We start from the raw sequence: 20,089 nt of genomic DNA, 5'->3' as shown, positions 1-20,089 counted from the left end.
GTTTGTCCTTGTGATCTCGATTTCCTATCGAGGCAGGTGGCCAAGTTCCCGCAGACCGGTCATCCAGTCCTCGGTGTGCCAGGTGCGCACGATCTTGCCGTTCTCGATTTCATGGATGTCGACGGCCTGGATCTTCATCGATCGGCTGGTTGCGGGCAGACCGGCAAAAGTCTCGCGCTGCGTTCCGGTGATCGTCGACCGCACGACGACCTTGCCGCCTTCCTGAATGAGGTCATCGATCTTGATGTCGAAATCCGGGAATGCTGCCACCAGCATCGCCATGGCCGCTTTTGCGGCCTCGGGGCCGTGTGGAGTGCCCGGTGGTGACGGAATGTCGACCCAGCTCGGCGCCAGTATGTCCTCAAGCAGTTTTGCATCGTGACGTGCAAAGGCTTCGTACCATTGCGATGCGATGTGTTTCGGGTCTTTGGACAGCGGCGCCGCGCTCGCCTGAACTGCGAACAACGACCCTGCGATTAATGTGATGAAGGACTTCATGGCTTCCCTGCATGGCGGAATGGAGTTCGCGACGCCGTGGGGCTGCATTGCGCTTTGCGGCAATCCAGGCCGCGGCGTGCCCTTGGATCGCGCCAGCTAACAGTCTGATCTTCTTTTTGCTCCCAACGCTTATGTCGATTTGAGCATGTTGCTGTCGATCGGCATTTTGCGCAGACGCTTCCCGGTTGCCGCGAAGATGGCGTTGCTGATTGCGGGCACGATTGACGACGTACCTGTTTCGCCCAAACCACCCGGCGGCTCCGAACTCTTCACGATGTGAACGTCGATGATCGGCGCCTCGTTCATGCGCAGCATTTGATAGGTATCGAAGTTCGTCTGCTCGACACGGCCGTTCTTCAGCGTGATCTCGCCATAGAGCGCAGCGGTCGCGCCGAAGATGGTTCCGCTCTGGAGCTGCGCTTGCACCGTGTCGGGATTGATCACCACGCCGCAATCTATTGCGCAAACCACGCGCCGAACGCGGACGGCTCCGTCCTTCGACACTTCGACTTCAGCAACCTGGGCAAGGTAGCTGCCGAAAGCGAACTGCAGCGAGACCCCGCGACCGCTGCCTTTCGGCAACGGCTGCCCCCAGCCCGCCTTCTCCGCGGCGAGATCAAGCACCGCCTTGGCGCGTGGCGATTTTTCGAGAAGAGCCCTCCGATAGGCGACAGCGTCCTGTTTTGCAGCGGCCGCCAGCTCGTCCATGAAGCTTTCCACGACGAACACGTTGTGCGAGGGGCCGACGCTGCGCCAGAAAGCCGTTGGGATGCCAGGCGGCTCCACCCGCACGAACTCGACATGAAGGTTGGGCAGGCCATAGACGAGATCGATCGCGCCGTCCGTCGAGTCCGGATCGAGGCCGTTGTTGAAGCCGGGCGGCACCCATCGCGCAATGACGGACGACCCCGCGAAGCGATGGCGCCAAGCCACCGGTTTGCCCTTCTCATCCAGGCCGGCGGCGATCCGGTCGTACCAGTAGGGCCGGTACATATCGTGCTGGATGTCTTCCTCGCGGCTCCAGACGACCTTTACGGGGCCGTCCACCTGCTGCGCGATCTGAACGGCACGGACTGCGCCGTCGGCTTCGAGCCGCCGGCCGAAGCCGCCGCCAATCAGATGATTGTGGACAACGACCTTTTCGGGCGGCAAGCCGGCGGTCTTTGCCGCCGCCGCTTGCACGCGCGTCACCGCCTGACTGCCGATCCAGATCTCGCAGGAGTCCTTGCGAAGGTGAACCGTGCAGTTCATCGGCTCCATCGTCGCATGGGCGAGGAACGGAACCTCATAGCTTGCCTCGACGTTTGTCGCGGCGCCTGCCATGGCCTTATCCGTGTCGCCGACGTCCTGTGCCACGGCCCCCGTGCGAAGCGTTGCCTGTTCGAGCTCACGCGCAACCGCCTCGGTGGTGAGCGCAGCATTCGGGCCATCGTCCCATTCGATCTTGAGTGCCGCCAGCCCTTTCTTGGCGGCGCCCATATGGTCGGCGACCACCGCGACGGCATCATCGAGCCGCACGATCTGACGTACACCCTTGACGGCCCTGGCCTCCGCGTCATCCACGCTCTTGACGCGGCCACCGAACGCCGGCGATTGCGCAAGCGTGGCAAATTTTACCCCCTGTGGTCTGGCATCGATGCCGAAGACGGCCGTTCCATTGACCTTTGCCGGCGCGTCGAGACGTCGGGCGGGTGTACCGATCAACCTGAACGTCGCGGGTTCCTTCAAGGGAATATCGGCGGGGATGGGCATTTTCGCAGCGTCTGCGGCGATCTCCCCATACGTCACGTGCCGCGCGCTCGATGCATGAATGACCGCACCGTCTTGGGCGCTGCAGGATGCCGGATCGACACCCCAACGTTTTGCGGCGGCGGCGATTAGCATGATCCTGGCGGCTGCCCCAGCCTCGCGCATCGGCTTCCATGCGCCACGTATCGTGTTGGAACTGCCGGTCGCCTGCATGCCAAAAAGCGGGTTGGCGTAAAGCTTGTCGTTGGGTGGCGCGTGCTCCAGGCCCACCTGCTTCAGCTCGACTTCGAGCTCCTCGGCAATCAGCATCGGTATAGAGGTGTAGGCGCCTTGACCCATCTCGACGTAGGGCATGGTCAGTATGACCTGACCGTTGCGCTCGACGCGGATGAAAGCGTTGGGAGTGAAGTCGTCGGAACCGGCGGCATCGCTTTGGTTGAACGGCAGACCGAGACCCAGAACCAATCCGCCGCCGGCGCCGGCGGCCACGGTCAGGAAGCTGCGCCGCGAAAGCGCGCCGAGGGATGTGCTGTGAGCAGTATGATCCTGCGTCATGGTTAGCCTCCGTTGCTGCTGGATTGCGCGGCCAACTTGATGGCATCGCGTATCCGGGCGTAGGTGCCGCAACGGCAGATGTTGCCGCTCATGGCGTCGTCTATATCCGCGTCGGTCGGACTCGGATTGGCCGCTAGCAGCGCCGTTGCCGACATGATCTGGCCCGACTGGCAATAGCCGCACTGCACGACCTCGCGTTCAAGCCAGGCCTGCTGGATCTTCGCGCCGGCCTCCGTCTTGCCGATGGCTTCGATCGTGGTGATCTGCGAATTGCCGATGCTGTCGACCGAGGTGATGCAGGATCGCGTGGCGACACCGTCGACATGCACGGTGCACGCGCCGCAAAGCGCTGCACCGCACCCGAACTTCGTTCCTGTCATGCCGAGAACATCGCGCAGGACCCAAAGCAATGGCGTGTCGCCGTCGACATCGACACTGTGCGCGCTTTCGTTGATTTTGATGTTGAAGGCCATGAGCTTCTTTCCTTTGATTTGCCACGAACCCGCGCGCACACGAGGCGTGCTTCGGGAAGCGGTCCGCGCAACGTGGCCGTCTCGCCTCCCGATGCGAGGGCGCTTCTGGATGAAAGTCGCCGAAGAATTCAGCTCTGGCGAAGGTCGACGACTTGTGCGCCGGCCCTTCGCCAAATTGCCTGGTCGATCTCAGGCACCGCCACGAGAGCCGAGCAACTGCCACTCCCAAGCGAGGCTTGTGCCGGTTGCTCCGCCATGATCGAGCAACACTTGGCCGAACGCCGGAACGGTCGTTTCCCGCGCCCAATCGCGCTGGAGTTCCGATGCAAACACCAGCCAGGTCAGCGGCACGGCGCCGGCCTGGATCATCCGTTGAACGCCGCGATCATGCGCTTCAGTACTGACGCCGCCGGAAGCGTCGGTCACAAAATAGACTTCCCAGCCTTCGCCAAGCGCCTGAATAACGGGGAAAGCGACACATATTTCGGTCCAGAGGCCAGCAATGACGACTTTCTTCCGGCCGGTCTTCTTCACCCAGTCGACGCAGGCCTTGTCCTCCCAGGTGTTGATAAAGGTCCGGTCGATCGGAACCTGATCGGGGAACACGTCCTGGATCGCCTTGAGAAGGTCGCCACCGCGATCCTTGATCACTGTGGTCAGAAGTGTCGGAACGTTGAAGGCCTTGGCGATCTTCGCAAGGGCGACCGTGTTGTTGATCATGGTCTGCGGGTCGATATTCCGAACCCCAGCAACCTGGAAGGCCTGATGATCGATAAGCATAAGGACGCAATTGTCAGGTGTTAACATTGCTTCGAGGCCGGCCTTGGGAAATGCTGATGCTGACAACGCGTCCTCCTATGGATGAATTTTCGTCCGGTTATCGGCTCAGATTAGGTGCTGGGAACGACGTTCGGATGCGTCCTCAGGATTGTCGCAGTCATGGCTCGCGAACAGTCAGATAAGGTCGCGAGCGACGTTCGACGCAATCGACAAGCCATGGCGAACTGCTCAGGGACCGGTGCTTCTGCTCCGGCCGCCATGGTGCAGCGTGCGCCAGCGAACTATTCGAATTGATCGAACTTGCTTGTCAAAACTATTTGGCTGTTCCCGACAGTCAGCCTCTGACATTCAATTTGAATCAGCCGCGGCATCCTGGCGGCGACCGTCAGCCTGACCGATCGAAGTTGGCTGTCGACCTGACAATCGTAGAGGTTCGCAAATTCAAGTCGATGAGGTCATCATGGCTCCTCCTGCAGATGCTTTGCTGAGGCAAGATCCAGAAGACCGAACACCTGTCACGGTGGTGGTGAGCCGTTTCGTCACTTCAGGTCATGAAACGGATTATCGAGATTGGGTTTTTCGTGTTCTCCAAGCAGCGGAGCAGTATCCGAATAACCTCGGCGCGGTCATCCTTTCCCCGGGGGCCAGACAACCAAACGTTTATCAGTTGGTACACCGCTTCGCAGATGAAGCATCGTTACGGGCTTGGGAGAGCTCAGAGACGCGACAAAAATTGTCTCGCGAGGCTGACGCCTTTTCCACGTCGTCGCGACAGCAGGCGACCGGAATGGAGACATGGTTTTCGTTGCCCGAAGCGCCTGGACTTCCTCCGCCTGCGAAATGGAAGATGGCGGTCGCGTCATTCTTTGCCACCTATTCCTTGACCTCGATTGTCATCCCCTTGGAGTGGCTCGCGATACCTCATTGGCCGTTTCCAATAAGCAACATCGTGACCAACGTTCTCCTGGCGGTCCTCATGACCTTCGTCGTCATGCCGACAATCAGCAGCTTTTTACGTGACTGGCTCTATTCAGGATCATCGGGTTGACCATGAACCATCTCCCTCCAGTCGGCCAACATAGCGTGGGTACCAATCCAGGAGAGACAAGATGACGAAATCCGCGGGCGTATGGTCTTTCGACGAGGTGGCGCTTCTCCTCATGGATTATCAGCCAGAAATGTTCAAGGCGGTGAAATCAGAGACCGGTCCAGCGCTGATCGAGTTGAATGTGCGGTACTTGATACGCGCCGCAAAGGCGTTTGGCATTCCCATTGTGCTGAGCAGCGTCAGCGTGAGATCAGGTGTGAACAGTCCGACTGTAAGTGCCATTTCGGACGAGCTGCCCGACGCGGAAATCATCGATCGCGAGACGATGAATGCGTGGGAGGATGAAGCATTTCGCGCTGCGGTGGAGAAGACAGGCCGCAAACGCCTGATCTTCTGTGGTCTTTGGACCGAAATATGTGTCGTATATCCCGTAGTGTCCGCCCGTTATGACAATCATGCGTCAATGTTTGTTGTAGATGCCGTCGGCGGGACATCAGCAGTGGCCCACGAGGCAGGTATCAACCGAATGATGCAAGCCGGTGCCATACCAAACACGGCACGCGCGACGATCGATGAGTGGTTCCGCAATTGGCAGTCTCCGCAGGGCAAAATGTATCATGCCGTTTCGGCCTGGTATCGGACCGAATTGGACAAGCTTGGCCTGAGTGCAACGGTCGCATCGGGTCGCGTTACGTCCTAGAATAGTTGCCGCCCTGGCGGCAGGTGACGGAACGATCCTGTCGCCAAGATCACCCAGGCCGCATGCGCTCGCATATCGTCCGGCGTCGTTGATCTGGGGACGTTCGCCAGAGGATTTCGTGCAAGGCGGCAAAGCATCAGAGGTGTCGCGTGTCGAGGACATCGCGACCGGCGAGGGGTATCGTCTCATGAAGGAAGCGGCCAGCCGCCTTGAGAGGCTAGTCGCCGCCTGCCAACGCATCGCGAGTCTGCTCGTTCCTTAAAATGATGGGAGGGGCGGCAGCGTCAGGCGACACGAAGGCGGGCAAAGTGCCGCCATTCATGCCATGCGATTGGCGCTCGAACTGGTTGATCAGGAACGACGTGGCGGGACCAGGAGGCATATCCGTTCGGTGAATCGCAAAGAAGCGATAATGGCCGCCTTTGAAATCCGGCATGTCGAGCAGTACAAGCCTGCCGGATGCGAGGTCTTCAGCGATCATCGGTTCTGGCATCGTACCCCAGCCAAGGCCTTCGCGAAGAAGCATATGTTTGATGGCAAGATCTGCCACGCGCCAAGTATGGGTGCCCAGGATCCCGATATCCGAACCTGCCGTTAGCGGCGATCGATCGGTGAGCACCAACTGAACATGATGGCGCCCGGCGCCGAGTGCGTTGACGCCCAACGCCAGCGGATGGGCGGGCGCGGCGACCGGGACAAGATGAACACAGCCGACACCGATGCGCTCCAAGCCGTCGATTTCGATATCGGGGGGCCCGCGAACGCCGATCATCGAAGTCCGATCCAGTACGAGTTGGGTCACGGCGCCAAGCGCCTCAGCTCTCAGCCGGAGCGGGACGGTGGGAAATTCCTCGTGGAAGTTCCTTAGGGCTTCGGCCACACGAGCAGCCGGCAACATGACGTCGAGGGCGACGTGAACTTCTGGCTCGATGCCTTGATGAAGGGCTTTGGCTTTCGCGCGCAATCGGTTGACGCCCAAGGTTACGTCCCTGGCGGCCGCCAGCAACGCACGGCCATCGCTGGTGAGTTGGGGCCGGCGAGTGGAATCCCGCTCGAAAAGCGTGACGCCCAGTTGCGCCTCCAGATTGGTGATCGTGTAGCTGATGACCGACGTCGCCCGGTTGAGCAGTCGCGCTGCCCCGGCGAAGCTGCCAACGTCAACGACCGCAATAAACACCCGCAATTGGTCGAAAGTAGGCGTTCCCGGATCAGGCATACGATTTCCTCCCAGCACACGACGACGAGCATTTGCTATTTAAGAGGGCAAATACTCACGTTTTGGCGTGCCGAGTCAACCTAGCTTGGTTGGGAGGATCCCCGTAACAAAGCCCGACAAGGAAATGAGAAATGACGCACGCAATTGTCGGGTTCGGCTCGATTGGCAGCGCCCTGGCAACTCAGTTCGCTAAGTGCGAAATCGAGGGTCATGATAGTCAAAGCCTCGCAACAGGCCGGCGATCGCCGTGCTGCCGTTCGTGCTTGATAACGTTGCGTCCCAGCGGCTCCGTCTCTTGAAGGACGGGCTGCTCGGGACATCGTCCGCGGCCTTGCCCGCGAACGCTCTTCGTCATAGCGGCGAATTCGCTGCAAGCTGCTGGTCACCTGCTTGATCGCAGCGCGCAAACCCGGAACTTGCCGAGCCAATCGAAGCGGCGGTTTGAAGGAGCATATCGCTGGCAGCAATCTGGTGCTATTCCGGCTCCTGTTTACCACTAAGCTGCGCCCGCGCGTCACGGATCGAGGCGGCATAGGTCACCAGCGGTCGCTTGACGCCATGGCTTATCAGCGTGGACGGCAAGGCGCCGACCATCTCTGAGCAAGTCGATCTTGGGCAATTGCAAGACGGCGTCTGCTGCGGCGAGCTTCGCTCGAAATAGGCAGGTGAACCGACGACAGCCTCGCCGCAATCATGATTTGTCCGCAGCCGGGGAACTGCCTTCGAGGACGGTTTCATCTCTCCATCACGAGAAGGCGCGCTTATTAGGCGGCTACCGCTTTCTTCCGCGTCCGCTTCACGGGTACAGATTTTTCCGACTGCTTCGGCTTGCGGCCGAGCCCAATCGTTTTTGCGAGAGCGGAGCGAGTTGCGGCATAGTTCGGCGCAACCATCGGATAGTCGGCCGGCAGGCCCCATTTGGCGCGATAATCTTCGGGCGATAGGCCATAGTGGGTTGCGAGATGCCGCTTCAGCGATTTGAACTTCTTTCCGTCCTCAAGGCTGATGATGTAGTCTGGGGTCACCGATTTCTTGATCGGGACGGCGGGCTTTTGAACTTCGGCTTTTTCCTCGATCATGCCCCCGGTGCCCTTCAGGGCCGCGTGGACCTGGGCGATCAAAACGGGAAGGTCGCCGACCGGAACCGGGTTATTCGAGACGTAGGCAGACACCACATCCGCGGTGAGCTCGATGAGCGTATCGATATTGTTGGTTTCTTCTGTCACGGACGGCTCCTGGACAACGGAAGGGACAGTCGACGAAAGTCCATGTAATAGTTTCCTCGTCGGCACATGGCAACCGCAACATTTTTGACTTGTGAGAGGGCGGGTGGGAGCAGCCCGTCAGCTAATTCTTTGCAACAAGACCGGTGAGAGCGGACCAGGGCTTGTGCTCCAAGCGCCAACGCCGCGGCCGTAATCTATGGCCATGTATCCCCTGGAGGTGACGCGTGTGTTGATCCGGCTGCTGTTGGCATATCCATGAGCGGTTATCGATGCGAGATCATTTACGGGGAGTCGACCGAGCCACCGAGCAGGCGTCTTCAGCAGCGCGGCAATGCGACATCAGAGCCATTTGACACAAATGCGTCGCCCGATGGAGATTATTCTGACGCTAGCGCAATACGATTTCCGCGCAAATCGGGACGAGCATGGGCAAACAGAGAGACTATCGCGAGCCACGTCGGCGGCGCTTTGACGACGAACCTGGTTCCTTTTCGGAACGGGCTTCCGAACCAAGTTATTTTCAGCGCTCCCCCGCCGCGACTGCGGAAGCTTGCGGCGGAGCAGTACCTGAAACGAAAACCAGTCCGGCGGCCTTGACTGCCTGGCTGTAAGCCGGCGGCGGTTTGGCCGCCTTGGGCGTGAAAACGATCTGACGGGTCATGCCCGCTTCATCTATGGATAGACCGGGCCGCTCGTCATCCTACGCCATCGCGCTCATCTTCCAGCCCGCTGGCGTGTTGATGAACTGCGTGGTGATCATGCCTCGTGCCTCGAACGCAATGCCGCTGGACGTACCAGACTTCGTGTAAGCACTGAAACGGTGGGCGACGTTGCCGAAGATCAAGGTCGATTCCGAAACCTCGGCTTCATGGAACCGCGCCAGCGTACCGGATCGCACCAGTGCTTCTCGTGGTCGGATGAATTCGTCAACCGACGAAATCTCTGGTGTCGTGCCTACGTTCTTGATGAGCAAGGCGCGTTCGATGAACAAGTCACGAATGGTCTCGTACGGGGGCACTCCGCCAGTCTCGAAGGAGACTGCACGAAAGAACTCCGTGATCAGGCCATCCAACTTTGGCTTGACGCCCTGATTCGATGGATCCATCTGCTTCTCTCCGGCCAGGGTGAACTATGCTTAACGCGCAGGACTATTCGTGTCGTCGCTTGCCCGGGTTGCGATCGATCCTGCCTTCGCCGAACAACAACATCGGTAAAACGTCCGACATTTTAGGCCGAAGGGTTTCCTTTGCCTACCACTGGACAAGCTCAAGCTATCGTCATTGCTCAACATTGTTGCGGTTCCTGTTGCGTCCAGCCGCCCCAACAGCAAGCATAACCCTCTCACATCCCGTGCGCCCGGCCCGACCTCTCTAGACCAAGGAGAATGACCGACATCCCAAAGTTCAATGTAGGGCGCTACCGGTTATCCCGAAACATCGACGAAGCGCCCGTCTACGGTGCAGGGCATTTTGTGGACGATGCAACGCCAAGGATACTGGCGGACGTTGGTCGACAGCAACGAATCGCGAAACTTGGCTTTGCCGAGTACCCTATCCCGGCCAGGCAAGCGCCTAGCTGCTAGGTTCAGGCACCCATGTTCATCGCATCGCACGACAATGGCGGAATGACGATGCTCATCGCTTGCGCTCCTCGCGTAGGATTTCCTGCAATGCCATGTCACGTCCCCTGTGAAAGAGAAACCGGAAGGCAGGAGCCTGCCTTCCGGTTCACATTTCGATCAGCGGATCGGCGGCGCGTATTGCAGGCCGCCCTTGGTCCATAGCGCATTGATGCCACGGGCGATCTTCAGCGGGCTGCCGGAGCCGACATTGCGGTCGAACATTTCGCCGTAATTGCCGGTGGCCTTGACGATATTGACGACCCAGTCGTTGGAGACGCCGAGGTCGGTGCCGATCTTGGTGTCTGCTTCCTGGCCGAGCACACGCTTGATCTCCGGGCTGGCGGAGTTTTTCATCTCGTCGACGTTGGCCTTGGTGATGCCGAGTTCCTCGGCGTCGAGCAGGGCGAAATAGGTCCACTTGACGATATGGTACCATTGGTCGTCGCCCTGGCGCACGGCAGGGCCAAGAGGCTCCTTGGATATGATCTCGGGGAGCACGACGTGATCGGCCGGCGAACTCAGCGTCAGGCGGATGCCGTAAAGGCCGGACTGGTCGGTCGTGTAGACGTCGCAGCGGCCGGCATCATAAGCGGCATTGGTCTCCTCGATCTTCTCGAAGACGACTGGAGTGTATTCCATCTTGTTCGCCTTGAAGTAGTCGGCGAGGTTGAGCTCGGTGGTCGTGCCGCTCTGCACGCAGACGGTGGCGCCCGCAAGCTGCAGGGCCGAATTGACGCCCGGCAGCTTCTTGGCGTTGATCATGAAGCCCTGGCCGTCATAGTAGGTCGTGCCGATGAAATTCAGGCCAAGCGCTGTATCGCGGTTAATCGTCCAGGTGGTGTTGCGCGAGAGGATGTCGACCTCGCCGGACTGCAGCGCGGTAAAGCGCTCCTTGGCGCTGAGCGGGTGAACTTGACCTTGGTGCCGTCACCAAAGACGGCAGCCGCCACCGCGCGGCAGAAATCGACATCGATACCCTGCCAGTCGCCCTTGTCATTCGGGGCGGCAAAGCCGGCGAGTCCAGTGTTGACACCACACTGGATAAAGCCCTTCGCCTTGACGGTGTCGAGCGTGGTCGCCGAGGCGGCCGACGCCGCAAACCCGAGCGCCGCAGCGCCAAGAATGCCGATAGCAATATGTTTCATGACCTACAGACCCTTTTCTCTGTTTCTCAGGCAAATCCTGATCATTTTCCGCGTGAACGCAGCTCCCATTCCGGCCCATTCCCGGAATGCAGATCAGAACTTGTAACTAAGGCCGACCCGGATATCGTGCGTCTGGAGATCGACGCTCGCTCCGGCCGATGCCGAGAGGTTCTTGCTGCCGAAGTCGGAGTAGCGATATTCGACCCGAGCGATCCACTCGTTGGTGAAGGCGTGCTCGACGCCAGCTCCAACCGTCCAGCCAATATGGGTTTCGTCGTGGAGTGGCAGTTCACCGCCGACGCTGGCGCCGATCGCAGTCAATTCATATTTGGCCGCTGCCACGCCTGCGGTAATGTACGGCAAAGTCCGATCGAAAGCATAGCCGGCGCGTAGCCGCGCTGAACCCGACCACGTAAGCTTGCTTTCAACCAACACATTGGTGACGTTCGTCAGTCCATCTACATTATTGTTCGTAACGTCAGCCTCGGCACCGAGCACGAAACGGTTCGCCATTTCTTGGTTGATACCGATATGGATCCCGCCAATGAAACCGTCCGGATTGATATCGACGGAACCTCCACCGCCCGCGAAAAGCTCGGATCGTCCGACCGCATAACCGAAGTCCACGCCGGCATAGAGGCCAGACCAGGTAAAGCCCGTTTCAACCGGCACTGGCTCTCTGTTGATAACTGCGTCGGCCGCGAAGGCAGAGCCTGTCTTAAAAATCATCGCGCACGCGATCAAGATCGTCTTCTTCATCGTAGCTTATCCTGTAAAATTGAAGCGACGCTCAAGGATAGGAATGGTAAGCGAGGCAATACTACCGATCGCTGCCGTTCCACTGTGCGTCAGCAAATAGAATCTACTTTGATATCGAACCGAACGCGTCGCTCAGCGACTGAGATCGACGCTGGATTTGCCGTCTGGCCTCCGTTCCGGTCACTTTTTGCTGGGATCGTCCGCCGGGTTCACATAGGTGATGGCAAAGGGCCCTTCGCCATGAACCTGGACAATTGTGTCACTTGTGGTCCATGCGAAGTGATTCATTCCGGTCGGGGCTACCCCGAAGCCGCCAGAAGTCAATTCGATGCCTTTCGCCTCGTCGAGCTTGTCGCCCATTCCGATGTGAAAGTTGCCGGAAATCACCGTTACATATTCCGAGGTAGGATGATTGTGCGCGGGAATTTTGTAGCCTGCCGGCATCTTCAGCCTCAGCACATAAATGCCGTCCTTTGAGGGATCTCCGGCAATAACCGCCATTTCCACACCGGCGGGTAGGACCGGAGGAGCGGTTCCCCATTTGATACCGTCTGCATTGATCGGCATGTCGTCAGCCAGCAAGGGCGCTGTTCCAACAAGCAGAAGTACAAATGCGGAGGCGAGCTTGAGCATGATATCTTTCCATCTGGTTGGCAGAACGGTTGAGTTCTTCGTTAAGCTCGACGGTCGATGAATCGGTTCGTTGCCGGTGCTGTCCGGAATATTTGGCCGAGCTGCTGCGTTGGCAGGTGTAGACGCCAACCTTTAGGAACAGCAATGATTGCAACACCGGATTTAAATGATTGCAACACCGGATTTATATGCAGGGACGCCGGATCGCCGGTCTCCCGCCGAGCCGGATCTTCTATCGGAAATGCTGAAGTCCCTGCGACTGACAGGTTCCGTCTTCTTGAGCGGGTGCTTTAGCGCTCCGTTCGGTATCGTGTCGCCAAAGTACTATGAGCCGGGCACTCCGATGGCGCACCTGCGCCATATCAGCATTTTTCATTTGATCGTGACTGGCAGCTGCACATTCGAGGCAGCAAATGGTGAGCGGCGAGACATTGCGGCTGGCGACCTGTTATTTCTGCCATTCGCAGATCGTCACAGGTTTTGGAAGGGTGAACCTCTCATGATGGCCGAGGCTGGGCAAATCGTTCAGCCGAGTCGGATCGAAGGGATGTGGACTGTCAACTATGGAGGAGGCGGTGACGAACTTCGCATGGTTTGCGGCTTTCTTGAATCTTCGGAATTTCTGTTTGCTCCGGTCTTCAGGACGCTTCCGACGCTGATCGTTGAACACACATCGCAGGACAAGGTCGGGGAGTTGATCGCCGCGACAGTGCGCGAAATCAATTTAAACATTGAAGCGTCGATGCCAGGTTCCCAGGCGGTCCTGGGGCGACTTATGGAGCTATTGTTCGTCGAAGTCCTGAGACGCCACGTGGCGCGGCTTCCAACAGGTGCAAAAGGGTGGTTCGCGGCGCTGAATGATCCTATTGTCCTAAAGACACTGCAGCTTCTTCACGCGGATCCGGCGCACCACTGGACAGTCGACCGGATTGCCGACAAGACCGGCTCGTCGCGCACGGTCGTAGCGGAGCGGTTCAAGACGCTGCTCGGCCGCCCGCCGATCGAATACCTTACAAGTTGGCGTATCCAATTGGCGGGAGAGCGCCTGCGTGTCGGCCGTGAAAGCCTGTCCAGCATCTCCACCGGTGTAGGCTATCAATCCGAGGCTGCATTCAATCGCGCGTTCAAACGTGTCACCGGGATCACGCCGGGAAAATGGCGGGAACGGGCCGGCTCTCTTGCAGGTTTTGCCATAGGATCTGCTTCGTCCTAGCCGCTCCGCGCCATACGGGATGCCCCCGTGAGATCGTCCACAGCAACTGACCCGGGTAGGCTCTGCGCGCAGCCCGGAAGTTATAGTCGCTTACGAGATGATTGCCGGCACCTCGCTCACAGTACGCTGCTAGCAGAGTTGATCCGTACATCGTCGGCCACGACATCGGTGGTCAGGTGGCTTATGCTTATGCGCTTCAGTACGGCGGAGACGTTCGCGGTGCCATCATCTCTGAGGCAGCATTGCTTGGGCTGAAAGGAACCAATGCCTTGGACGCCGGCCCGCGCTTTGGCACGTCCGCTTCATGCAAGTGCCCGGGGTGTCGGAGAGGCTAATCGCCAATCGGCACGACGTGTTCCTTGGATCCTTCCTGGACCACGGCAAGTTCTCCCCTGAGGAGCGTAACCGTCCGGCTTACAAACGCGACGATCAGATGCAGGCTTTGCCGATGCTTAGGGCCGCGCTTGGAGTTGCTCTGCGGCACCTTCGACGGCTGGGGCTTGCCCGCTTAATCACATGGAGGACATACAGAAGGATCAGGGCCACCCCGATCCCATACCCATGAGACGGCTTTGTTCATTCCGAATATCAGGTCAATTGCCAAGCGGAATATTGCCAATCCGTCAGCCATAGTGAAGCCTCGGCTTGCTTTCGGTGCCGGTAAATTGAACGCCTATCCTGTCGTTCTTCCGCCAGCGCGTAATGCACCGGTAAGCGATCCCATCGACCGGGACGGAGAGTAGAAATTCTGCCGGACCCTAGTTTCAACCGGCACTTCAATTCTGCTCCAGTCGCGTGTTGATTGCGGATCGTGCACGCGGTTTCCGAGTTCGTAATGCTGGTGATGATCGTCGCGCCCTTGAGAACACGCTGCCGATGTTCGCTACGGTGTTCCTTGTTCGGCAACGCAGATTCCTCCAGGCGCAATCATGGCGCCGATCGACCTTCGAGCCCTCGCCTTCTTATCATGAAATCATCATAGGAACGAACCGCGCATGGCGGAAAGCCCGCCGCGTTGTCGCCGGGGACTTTCCAACCGGCTGGAGGCCAGAGAGTGTCACAACGGGCCTCCTGCCTGTTCACACTTCCGCCCTGCAGGCCAGACTATCGCTGCGAAATCATCAGGCATAGTTGGCGCAAATCCCGATCATAGCTGCCCTGACTGCCCAGCACGTCGGCGCAACGCTTCTTCATCCGAGCCAACTGAGTGGCTGACAAGCCGGAGACAGCGCTGGCCAACTTGGGGCTCGCCGGGTTGGTTGGACTCGTCAGGCCGCTCGGATTGGTTCCGACCCCAACCCCGGCAAGGTAATACATTCTTGGCAGATTGTGGTATGATTCGTCACATGGGCAAGAAGGCAAAGCGCGAGGCAACGCAGGCCGTTGCGCTTCCGTTTGATGAAGAACTTCAAACGGAAGCCGCCTATTATGCTCGCAGGTGCGGTATCACCACCGAAGAAGCCTTGCGGATCATCAAAGAGGCGAACGTCCAGAAGCAGCCTTTCCGTCCCGAATTGGAACAATTCAATCGCTCAACGGTTGTAGGCTAGCGGTCGATTTCGAGTGGCAGGATGCGGTCGTCTACTCTCGAAAAGCCCGTCGCTTACGCTCATTAGCTGCGACGGGCTTTTCGAATCCCGCGCCCTGCGAGGCCGCCTCTTAAACTGACTTAGCGCTGTGACCCCCTTATCGCCACCTGCAGTTCGTCTAGTGTGAACTCCATTGTGTATCTATACCGCGACCCGTCGGTATATAGGCCCTCGGCGTCGATCGACACGATGACCGCTCCGGGTGTTCCTTGTCGGACGTCTCCATCGGTCAACGGACGATGAAATATCGTTCGAGACGACCCCTCGCGCTTAGCTGGTCCTACCGATATACGCATCTATTTGTCCGCCCTGGCTGTCCAACAGGTCAGTGCAATTGCGGTGCCAACACACGCGTCCCATTAACGGTCAGGTGACAGTCTTTGTGCAGCCAGGGGCGGTGTGTTCATTCTGTTCGCGGCCCGTTCGAAACAAGCGATCTCTAATGGACGGTCGTTCACGGCCGAAAGAGGTTGCATCGTGCGCCTATTGACCGATCGGAGGATGGCGGGCCTTCCTTTTTCTGGCTGCACTTCACCACCTGCCATGATGCCGGAGAAGCGAAAAGTTGGCGGCAATCCTAGCGGAACCTAATCCAGTCCGCGCCCTTGTTGGGCATGAGCACGCGCGGCACCAACTTCCTGCACAAGTGGATTGCTAACAACCTGGAGTCCGTCGGAAGCGCCGACATCATCTCGGTTGCCGAGTTGGTGCAGAAGCTTTTCGCTGACGCCAAGTAGCTCGGCATCGGCAGCACCGGGAGGGAGTGTATCAGGTCGTCTTTGAGGCGATCCTGCATAGCCCAGGCGGTCTCTTAATTCAGTGACGATCGGAAGGAGGCCAATTCGTCCTGGCTGCCTTCGGCAGTGTGGAGCAGCTCGATCATAGAAATTTCCTTCCTTCGCCGCAGTGCTCGAAGCAAAACCAATGCGATGGTGGACGCGGCCGAGCAAAGCCCCATCCGGCATCGTTGCCACAGCCGGCGTGCTCGCAGACATGCCGACAGAACCGCGTTCGCGTGCCTGACGGCCTCCCCGGGGGCGCGCTGGCTCGTCGCTCATAGCGGGTTGATGGGCCCGACGAGCCTAGAATGGTCGTCCGGCTGCTTGTTGATGGCCGATGTGTCTATCTCTCGGCCGACACGATTGAACTGAAGCTGGTGGTCCAGATCGTGAGACAGCACGCCCTTCAGCTCTCCTGCCGGCGTGCTAGGGTCCAGCCAGGCATCGTAATAGGCCGGATCCAATATCACCGGCTGCCGATCGTAAGCTGCCGCATCGTCGCCCCAGCCGGTTCGGTGACTATCGTGCAGCTCGGGACGTCCAGCGTCTGGTTGCAGGCCCACAGCCCGGCAAATGAGAATGGCGCGTGTCCGGTAGCGGTATCATTGGCCCTCGGATCGGTCAAACAGGTTGAGGTAGCTCAGGCTCCCGAAGTGAAGTAGCTCCAGGAGCGGAAAGCCGAAGCACAGCCATCTTCTCGCCGTCCAGCAGCCGGGCGATGAACTTCAGCCGCTCTTCCATGACGTTACACTCCTTCCAAGGCACCTTGCTCTCCTCGCAAAGGGCCGAAAGTGTAACCCATCTATCCGGAAGGAACTGTTACCCACCTCTCGGGAAGGGCACGGCAGCCGAAGGCCAAGGCTGCAGAAGCGCGGGGTGCGAGGTCTAAGGCCTGTAGCTCAGTTGGTAGAGCGGCTCCGCAAGAGCGCGTCGTAAGTTCGAGTCCCACTGAATCTGTGATGGTCCCGCTCCACCCTCGCCCGATGGGAACCTTAGGGGCGGCGCGTTGAGCAGAGCCCTGAGCGCAAAAAAAGCCCCGGACAAAATCTGCCGGGGCTTTCTATTAGGTCCGCCGATAAATCAGAACTTGTAGTTCAGACCGACGCGAACGGTGTGGAAGGGGACTTTGACGTCGATACCACTCCCTCCAGTTGTGAACGTCGCTTTGCCCAGGTCCGTGTAAAGATACTCAGATTTGAGCGTCCAATTCGTGTTGATGGCGTATTCGGCACCCGCGCCAACGGTCCAGCCGACCTTGGTCTTGGACAAGTCGACCCCGGGGGCCGAGATCTTTTCGTGACCGTAGGCCAAGCCGCCAGTGCCATAGACCATGAAGCGATCGACGGGTGTAAAGCCAATGCGAGCACGCAGCGTGCCGAACCAGTCAACCTTTGTTTCGATAGAGGGGCCGCCGACCGATAATTCGCCCTTAACGTCGGAACCCTGGAAGTCGGCTTCCACGCCGTAGACCATCTGGCCGGACTGCCAGTTGTAACCGGCCTGAACGCCTCCCAGGAAGCCACTCGCACTGAGGTCGATACTGCCAGGTCCGCCGCCGGAAGGAGAAAGCTTAAACGTGCCGAAACCACCGCCGGCGTTCACGCCGATATATGCGCCGGTCCAGTCATAGGAAGCAGCAACCGGCGCCTCCTGCAATACGTCAGCCGCATAGGCGGTGCCGGTGGCAAGGACGAGAGCGGTTGCAAGAAGAAGCTGTTTCACGGGAATAACCCTTTGTTGCCTGCTTAGGTCGGATGAATGCCCCAACGTCACCACCCGAGTGGATAAAGCGTTGTCGCGGAACGCCTTCCGTTGTCAACTCTCCCAAATTCGAAGGCGGGATTATTTCCTCGGGCGATGCATAGAAGCCACAGTTGTTGCGTGTGGCATACAATCTTTCCCGCGACGATCCCGCAGCACTCCAAATCGTCGCTCGCTTTAGGTAAGTAATCACTGACTTATGAGGCAGCTACGACCACTCAACAGATCCTCAACGCCGACGGCTAGCTCGCCGGCATGCGCCATATCGATCCGATTTATGGCATAGCTCCCGATCTGCCGCCGATCATCCTCGAGGAGCGCAAAGGCAGATACATGCACACCTCGAACGCAAGAAGTATTGGCCGCTCGATTCGAGATCGAGTTGACCATCGAACCAGGCGCGGCGCCGCTTCAGGGCATCCGGACAGTTCCCTCTCCCGGGGACTGTCAGAACTTCATGCTGAAGTCGCTCGAACGGCAAGGTTTGTAGTCACTCCGCATTGGTTCCTTGGGCGGTTGCAGCGGAAAGAATTAAATACCGAAAGAGAAAATCCAGGGGTTGGTATCGTATCCCAGGCGCGGCTTCGAATTACCTTCGTCAGTCTGTGATGAAGTGGCGGTGCCGGTTGCAGTACAATCCAATTTTGCTGCCGCTGCCGCCTTGATCGACATACCAGCACATGCGTTGGCTGTGACCTTTGCCTTCTTTTCGTGCGCTGTAGCGGCGCTAGACGCGGCAAGGACAATTGCTGCGCAAACGATAGCAGTTTTCATTATAATCCCCTTTTTTAGCTAATGCTAATGTATAATTAACGTGGTACTAACTGTCAACACGGGTGCCTCAGGCGCAAAGATGTCGCGCTCGATGTCGAACAGAGATCGACGCGTTTGACGGCCATCGGCGAGATCCTCCCTCGATGCGCATTGGCGGCGATTTCGGCAAGGACGAAGAACTTGCGCCGCGCATGGCTCCAACACAGCGCCTCCGTCACCGGTCCGGGCTTCCGGTCCAGGAGGTACAGCCCGTTGTAGCGGCATAGGCATCGGTCTGCAGGATGCGGGTGAACTGCTTTAAGTGCCGCCCGGGACGATCGCCGGACCTGTCGCGCGGGCAATCAGAATTTCATGCTGAAGTCAGCCCGAACCGACTGATCGGAGACACCGGATGCGAACTGTCCGTGGTAGGACACGCCGACCGTGGCGCCGGGGGTGACGGCGAAATCGAGCCCCGCCTGGAACGGCTCTGTCGCAAACTCGACGTCAACGATGAAAGTGGCATGAATGCCTCTCAGTTTCGGAGAGGGGTTTCTCGTGTTTTCAGGCCGCCATTTCGACCGTTCTGTGATCTTGCTGTGCGTCCGCTGGTACCTGGCCAACAATTTGAGCCTGCGTGATCTGGAAGAGATGATGGCAGAACGCGGCATTCACGTCGATCATTCCACGATCCACCGTTGGGTCGTTCGTTTCTCGCCACTGTTGCTGGAGCGGTTCAATCAGCGGAAACGCTCGGTCACTGGGAAGTGGAATGTCGATGAGACTTACATCCACGCTCGCGGTCGATGGATGTACCTCTATCGCGCGATCGTCGGCGATACGGTCGAGTTCTTCTTCAGCGAACATCGCGATCTGGTGGCGGCCATGCGTTTCGCCCGAAAGGCATTGAAGCGTCATGGACGGCCAGATCACATCGTCATTGATGGTAGCCAGACCAACCGAGAGGTAATTATTGCCTGTGTCCCCAGTCGGCGCTCACCGGGTCCTTCAGGTCCGAGCCGCGGTTGCCGACGGCCGGCTCAAACAAGCCAAGTTTGCCCTTGCGGCTTGACCCCCGCCTTTTCCCGCTCCCATCATTGAGGCGTGATTCTCATCATCAAGTACCAAGCGACAGGAAGAACCTCATTAAGTGCCAGGCGACATCTGTACCGAGCGCCTGAGCACGGTGCCCCTGAGAATCGCCAGGTTGCCGTCGGTCGTTCAGCCGGAAGGAACAAGACACCGGCGCGTCTTTGGGTACACCTTCCCCGATCTTCTAGCGGTCTCTTCAAGGTTGCGCAACGTGACGGCTTCACCGTTCTCGAAGATGCCAAATGACGTTAGGGAAGTCAGGATCTGGCTCATGGCGTCATCTCACAGGGAACTGCACCTGGGCCAGCAGCCCGCGACTGTCTGGCCCGCCGCCAAGCAACAAGCGCGCACTGTGCTGCGCGGCGATACGCTGGACGATCGAGAGCCCCAAGCCGCTCCCCTGAACCTCATGGTTGCTGCCGCGGTAGAACCGTTCCAGCACCTGCTCCCGTTCAGATTCCGGGATGCCGGGACCGTTGTCACAGACCTCCAGCACGAC

The 20,089-nt window shown here is 58.8% G+C and carries 17 protein-coding genes and 4 pseudogenes; 5 read left to right on the top strand and 16 right to left on the bottom strand.

Annotated features, from left to right (window positions below; all coding sequences use genetic code 11):
• Positions 1–24 precede the first annotated feature (24 nt).
• The 4 genes from FJ957_RS29870 to FJ957_RS29855 all read right to left on the bottom strand — a co-directional run bounded on the left by FJ957_RS29870 (position 25) and on the right by FJ957_RS29855 (position 4,121).
• Entirely contained in the window at positions 25–498 is a 474-nt protein-coding gene (locus FJ957_RS29870) for an ester cyclase (protein WP_140836601.1), read from the bottom strand.
• A gap of 129 nt (positions 499–627) precedes the next feature.
• Positions 628–2,802 (bottom strand): xanthine dehydrogenase family protein molybdopterin-binding subunit, encoded by a 2,175-nt coding sequence (locus tag FJ957_RS29865; RefSeq protein WP_140836703.1) that lies wholly within the window; start codon positions 2,800–2,802, stop codon positions 628–630.
• Positions 2,803–2,804: 2 nt separating this feature from the next.
• Positions 2,805–3,275, bottom strand: coding sequence for a (2Fe-2S)-binding protein (locus FJ957_RS29860; RefSeq protein WP_140836700.1), 471 nt, complete (start codon positions 3,273–3,275; stop codon positions 2,805–2,807).
• A gap of 189 nt (positions 3,276–3,464) precedes the next feature.
• Positions 3,465–4,121 (bottom strand): hydrolase, encoded by a 657-nt coding sequence (locus tag FJ957_RS29855; RefSeq protein WP_140836599.1) that lies wholly within the window; start codon positions 4,119–4,121, stop codon positions 3,465–3,467.
• 394 nt (positions 4,122–4,515) lie between these two features.
• Here FJ957_RS29855 and FJ957_RS29850 point away from each other — a divergent pair, with 394 nt between their 5' ends.
• Both FJ957_RS29850 and FJ957_RS29845 read left to right on the top strand, forming a co-directional pair.
• A complete protein-coding gene (locus FJ957_RS29850) occupies positions 4,516–5,103 on the top strand; it encodes an antibiotic biosynthesis monooxygenase (protein ID WP_140836597.1) in 588 nt (195 codons plus the stop codon).
• A gap of 61 nt (positions 5,104–5,164) precedes the next feature.
• Positions 5,165–5,803, top strand: a complete 639-nt coding sequence (locus tag FJ957_RS29845; RefSeq protein WP_140836595.1) for an isochorismatase family protein — start codon at positions 5,165–5,167, stop codon at positions 5,801–5,803.
• Positions 5,804–6,020: 217 nt separating this feature from the next.
• On the opposite strand, the gene FJ957_RS29840 is transcribed toward FJ957_RS29845, so the two are convergent.
• The 7 genes and pseudogenes from FJ957_RS29840 to FJ957_RS29805 form a co-directional block, all read right to left on the bottom strand.
• Positions 6,021–7,019 (bottom strand): LysR family transcriptional regulator, encoded by a 999-nt coding sequence (locus tag FJ957_RS29840; protein WP_140836593.1) that lies wholly within the window; start codon positions 7,017–7,019, stop codon positions 6,021–6,023.
• 764 nt (positions 7,020–7,783) lie between these two features.
• Positions 7,784–8,245 carry a MucR family transcriptional regulator gene (locus FJ957_RS29835; RefSeq protein ID WP_140836591.1) on the bottom strand — a complete coding sequence of 154 codons (462 nt, stop codon included), beginning with the start codon at positions 8,243–8,245 and terminating at the stop codon, positions 7,784–7,786.
• 520 nt (positions 8,246–8,765) lie between these two features.
• Positions 8,766–8,906, bottom strand: a complete 141-nt coding sequence (locus tag FJ957_RS29825; protein ID WP_181180768.1) for a hypothetical protein — start codon at positions 8,904–8,906, stop codon at positions 8,766–8,768.
• 39 nt (positions 8,907–8,945) lie between these two features.
• The gene (locus tag FJ957_RS29820) at positions 8,946–9,350 is read right to left on the bottom strand and encodes a hypothetical protein (protein ID WP_140836589.1); all 405 of its coding nucleotides are present in this window, start codon (positions 9,348–9,350) and stop codon (positions 8,946–8,948) included.
• 633 nt (positions 9,351–9,983) lie between these two features.
• Positions 9,984–11,011: pseudogene (locus FJ957_RS29815) on the bottom strand (amino acid ABC transporter substrate-binding protein).
• A gap of 93 nt (positions 11,012–11,104) precedes the next feature.
• Complete coding sequence (locus FJ957_RS29810) at positions 11,105–11,770, bottom strand: outer membrane protein (protein ID WP_140836587.1); 666 nt, start codon at positions 11,768–11,770, stop codon at positions 11,105–11,107.
• 180 nt (positions 11,771–11,950) lie between these two features.
• A complete protein-coding gene (locus tag FJ957_RS29805; RefSeq protein WP_140836585.1) occupies positions 11,951–12,403 on the bottom strand; it encodes a cupin domain-containing protein in 453 nt (150 codons plus the stop codon).
• A gap of 166 nt (positions 12,404–12,569) precedes the next feature.
• Between FJ957_RS29805 and FJ957_RS29800 the strand changes: the two genes are divergently transcribed.
• Positions 12,570–13,616: an AraC family transcriptional regulator gene (locus FJ957_RS29800; RefSeq protein ID WP_140836583.1), complete on the top strand. Its 1,047-nt coding sequence runs from the start codon at positions 12,570–12,572 to the stop codon at positions 13,614–13,616.
• 623 nt (positions 13,617–14,239) lie between these two features.
• Here FJ957_RS29800 and FJ957_RS32385 read toward each other — a convergent pair.
• Positions 14,240–14,522: pseudogene (locus tag FJ957_RS32385) on the bottom strand (PilZ domain-containing protein).
• A 440-nt stretch (positions 14,523–14,962) separates the two neighbouring features.
• Here FJ957_RS32385 and FJ957_RS29790 point away from each other — a divergent pair.
• Positions 14,963–15,166, top strand: a complete 204-nt coding sequence (locus FJ957_RS29790; RefSeq protein ID WP_246686001.1) for a hypothetical protein — start codon at positions 14,963–14,965, stop codon at positions 15,164–15,166.
• A 1,898-nt stretch (positions 15,167–17,064) separates the two neighbouring features.
• On the opposite strand, the gene FJ957_RS29780 is transcribed toward FJ957_RS29790, so the two are convergent.
• The 3 genes and pseudogenes from FJ957_RS29780 to FJ957_RS32380 form a co-directional block, all read right to left on the bottom strand.
• Complete coding sequence (locus tag FJ957_RS29780; protein WP_140836577.1) at positions 17,065–17,706, bottom strand: outer membrane protein; 642 nt, start codon at positions 17,704–17,706, stop codon at positions 17,065–17,067.
• A gap of 570 nt (positions 17,707–18,276) precedes the next feature.
• Positions 18,277–18,519, bottom strand: coding sequence for a hypothetical protein (locus FJ957_RS29775; RefSeq protein ID WP_140836575.1), 243 nt, complete (start codon positions 18,517–18,519; stop codon positions 18,277–18,279).
• Between the two features lie 78 nt (positions 18,520–18,597).
• Positions 18,598–18,802, bottom strand: a pseudogene (locus FJ957_RS32380) (transposase); the annotation flags it as partial.
• A gap of 254 nt (positions 18,803–19,056) precedes the next feature.
• On the opposite strand from FJ957_RS32380, the pseudogene FJ957_RS29765 reads away from it, so the two are divergent.
• Positions 19,057–19,479: pseudogene (locus tag FJ957_RS29765) on the top strand (IS6 family transposase); the annotation flags it as partial.
• A 388-nt stretch (positions 19,480–19,867) separates the two neighbouring features.
• On the opposite strand, the gene FJ957_RS32020 reads toward FJ957_RS29765, so the two are convergent.
• The gene (locus tag FJ957_RS32020; protein WP_181180767.1) at positions 19,868–20,086 is read right to left on the bottom strand and encodes an ATP-binding protein; all 219 of its coding nucleotides are present in this window, start codon (positions 20,084–20,086) and stop codon (positions 19,868–19,870) included.
• Positions 20,087–20,089 lie beyond the last annotated feature (3 nt).

This window comes from Mesorhizobium sp. B2-4-6 (assembly GCF_006442775.1).
Taxonomy (GTDB): Bacteria; Pseudomonadota; Alphaproteobacteria; order Rhizobiales; family Rhizobiaceae; genus Mesorhizobium.
This window is presented reverse-complemented; position numbering and strand designations above follow the sequence as displayed.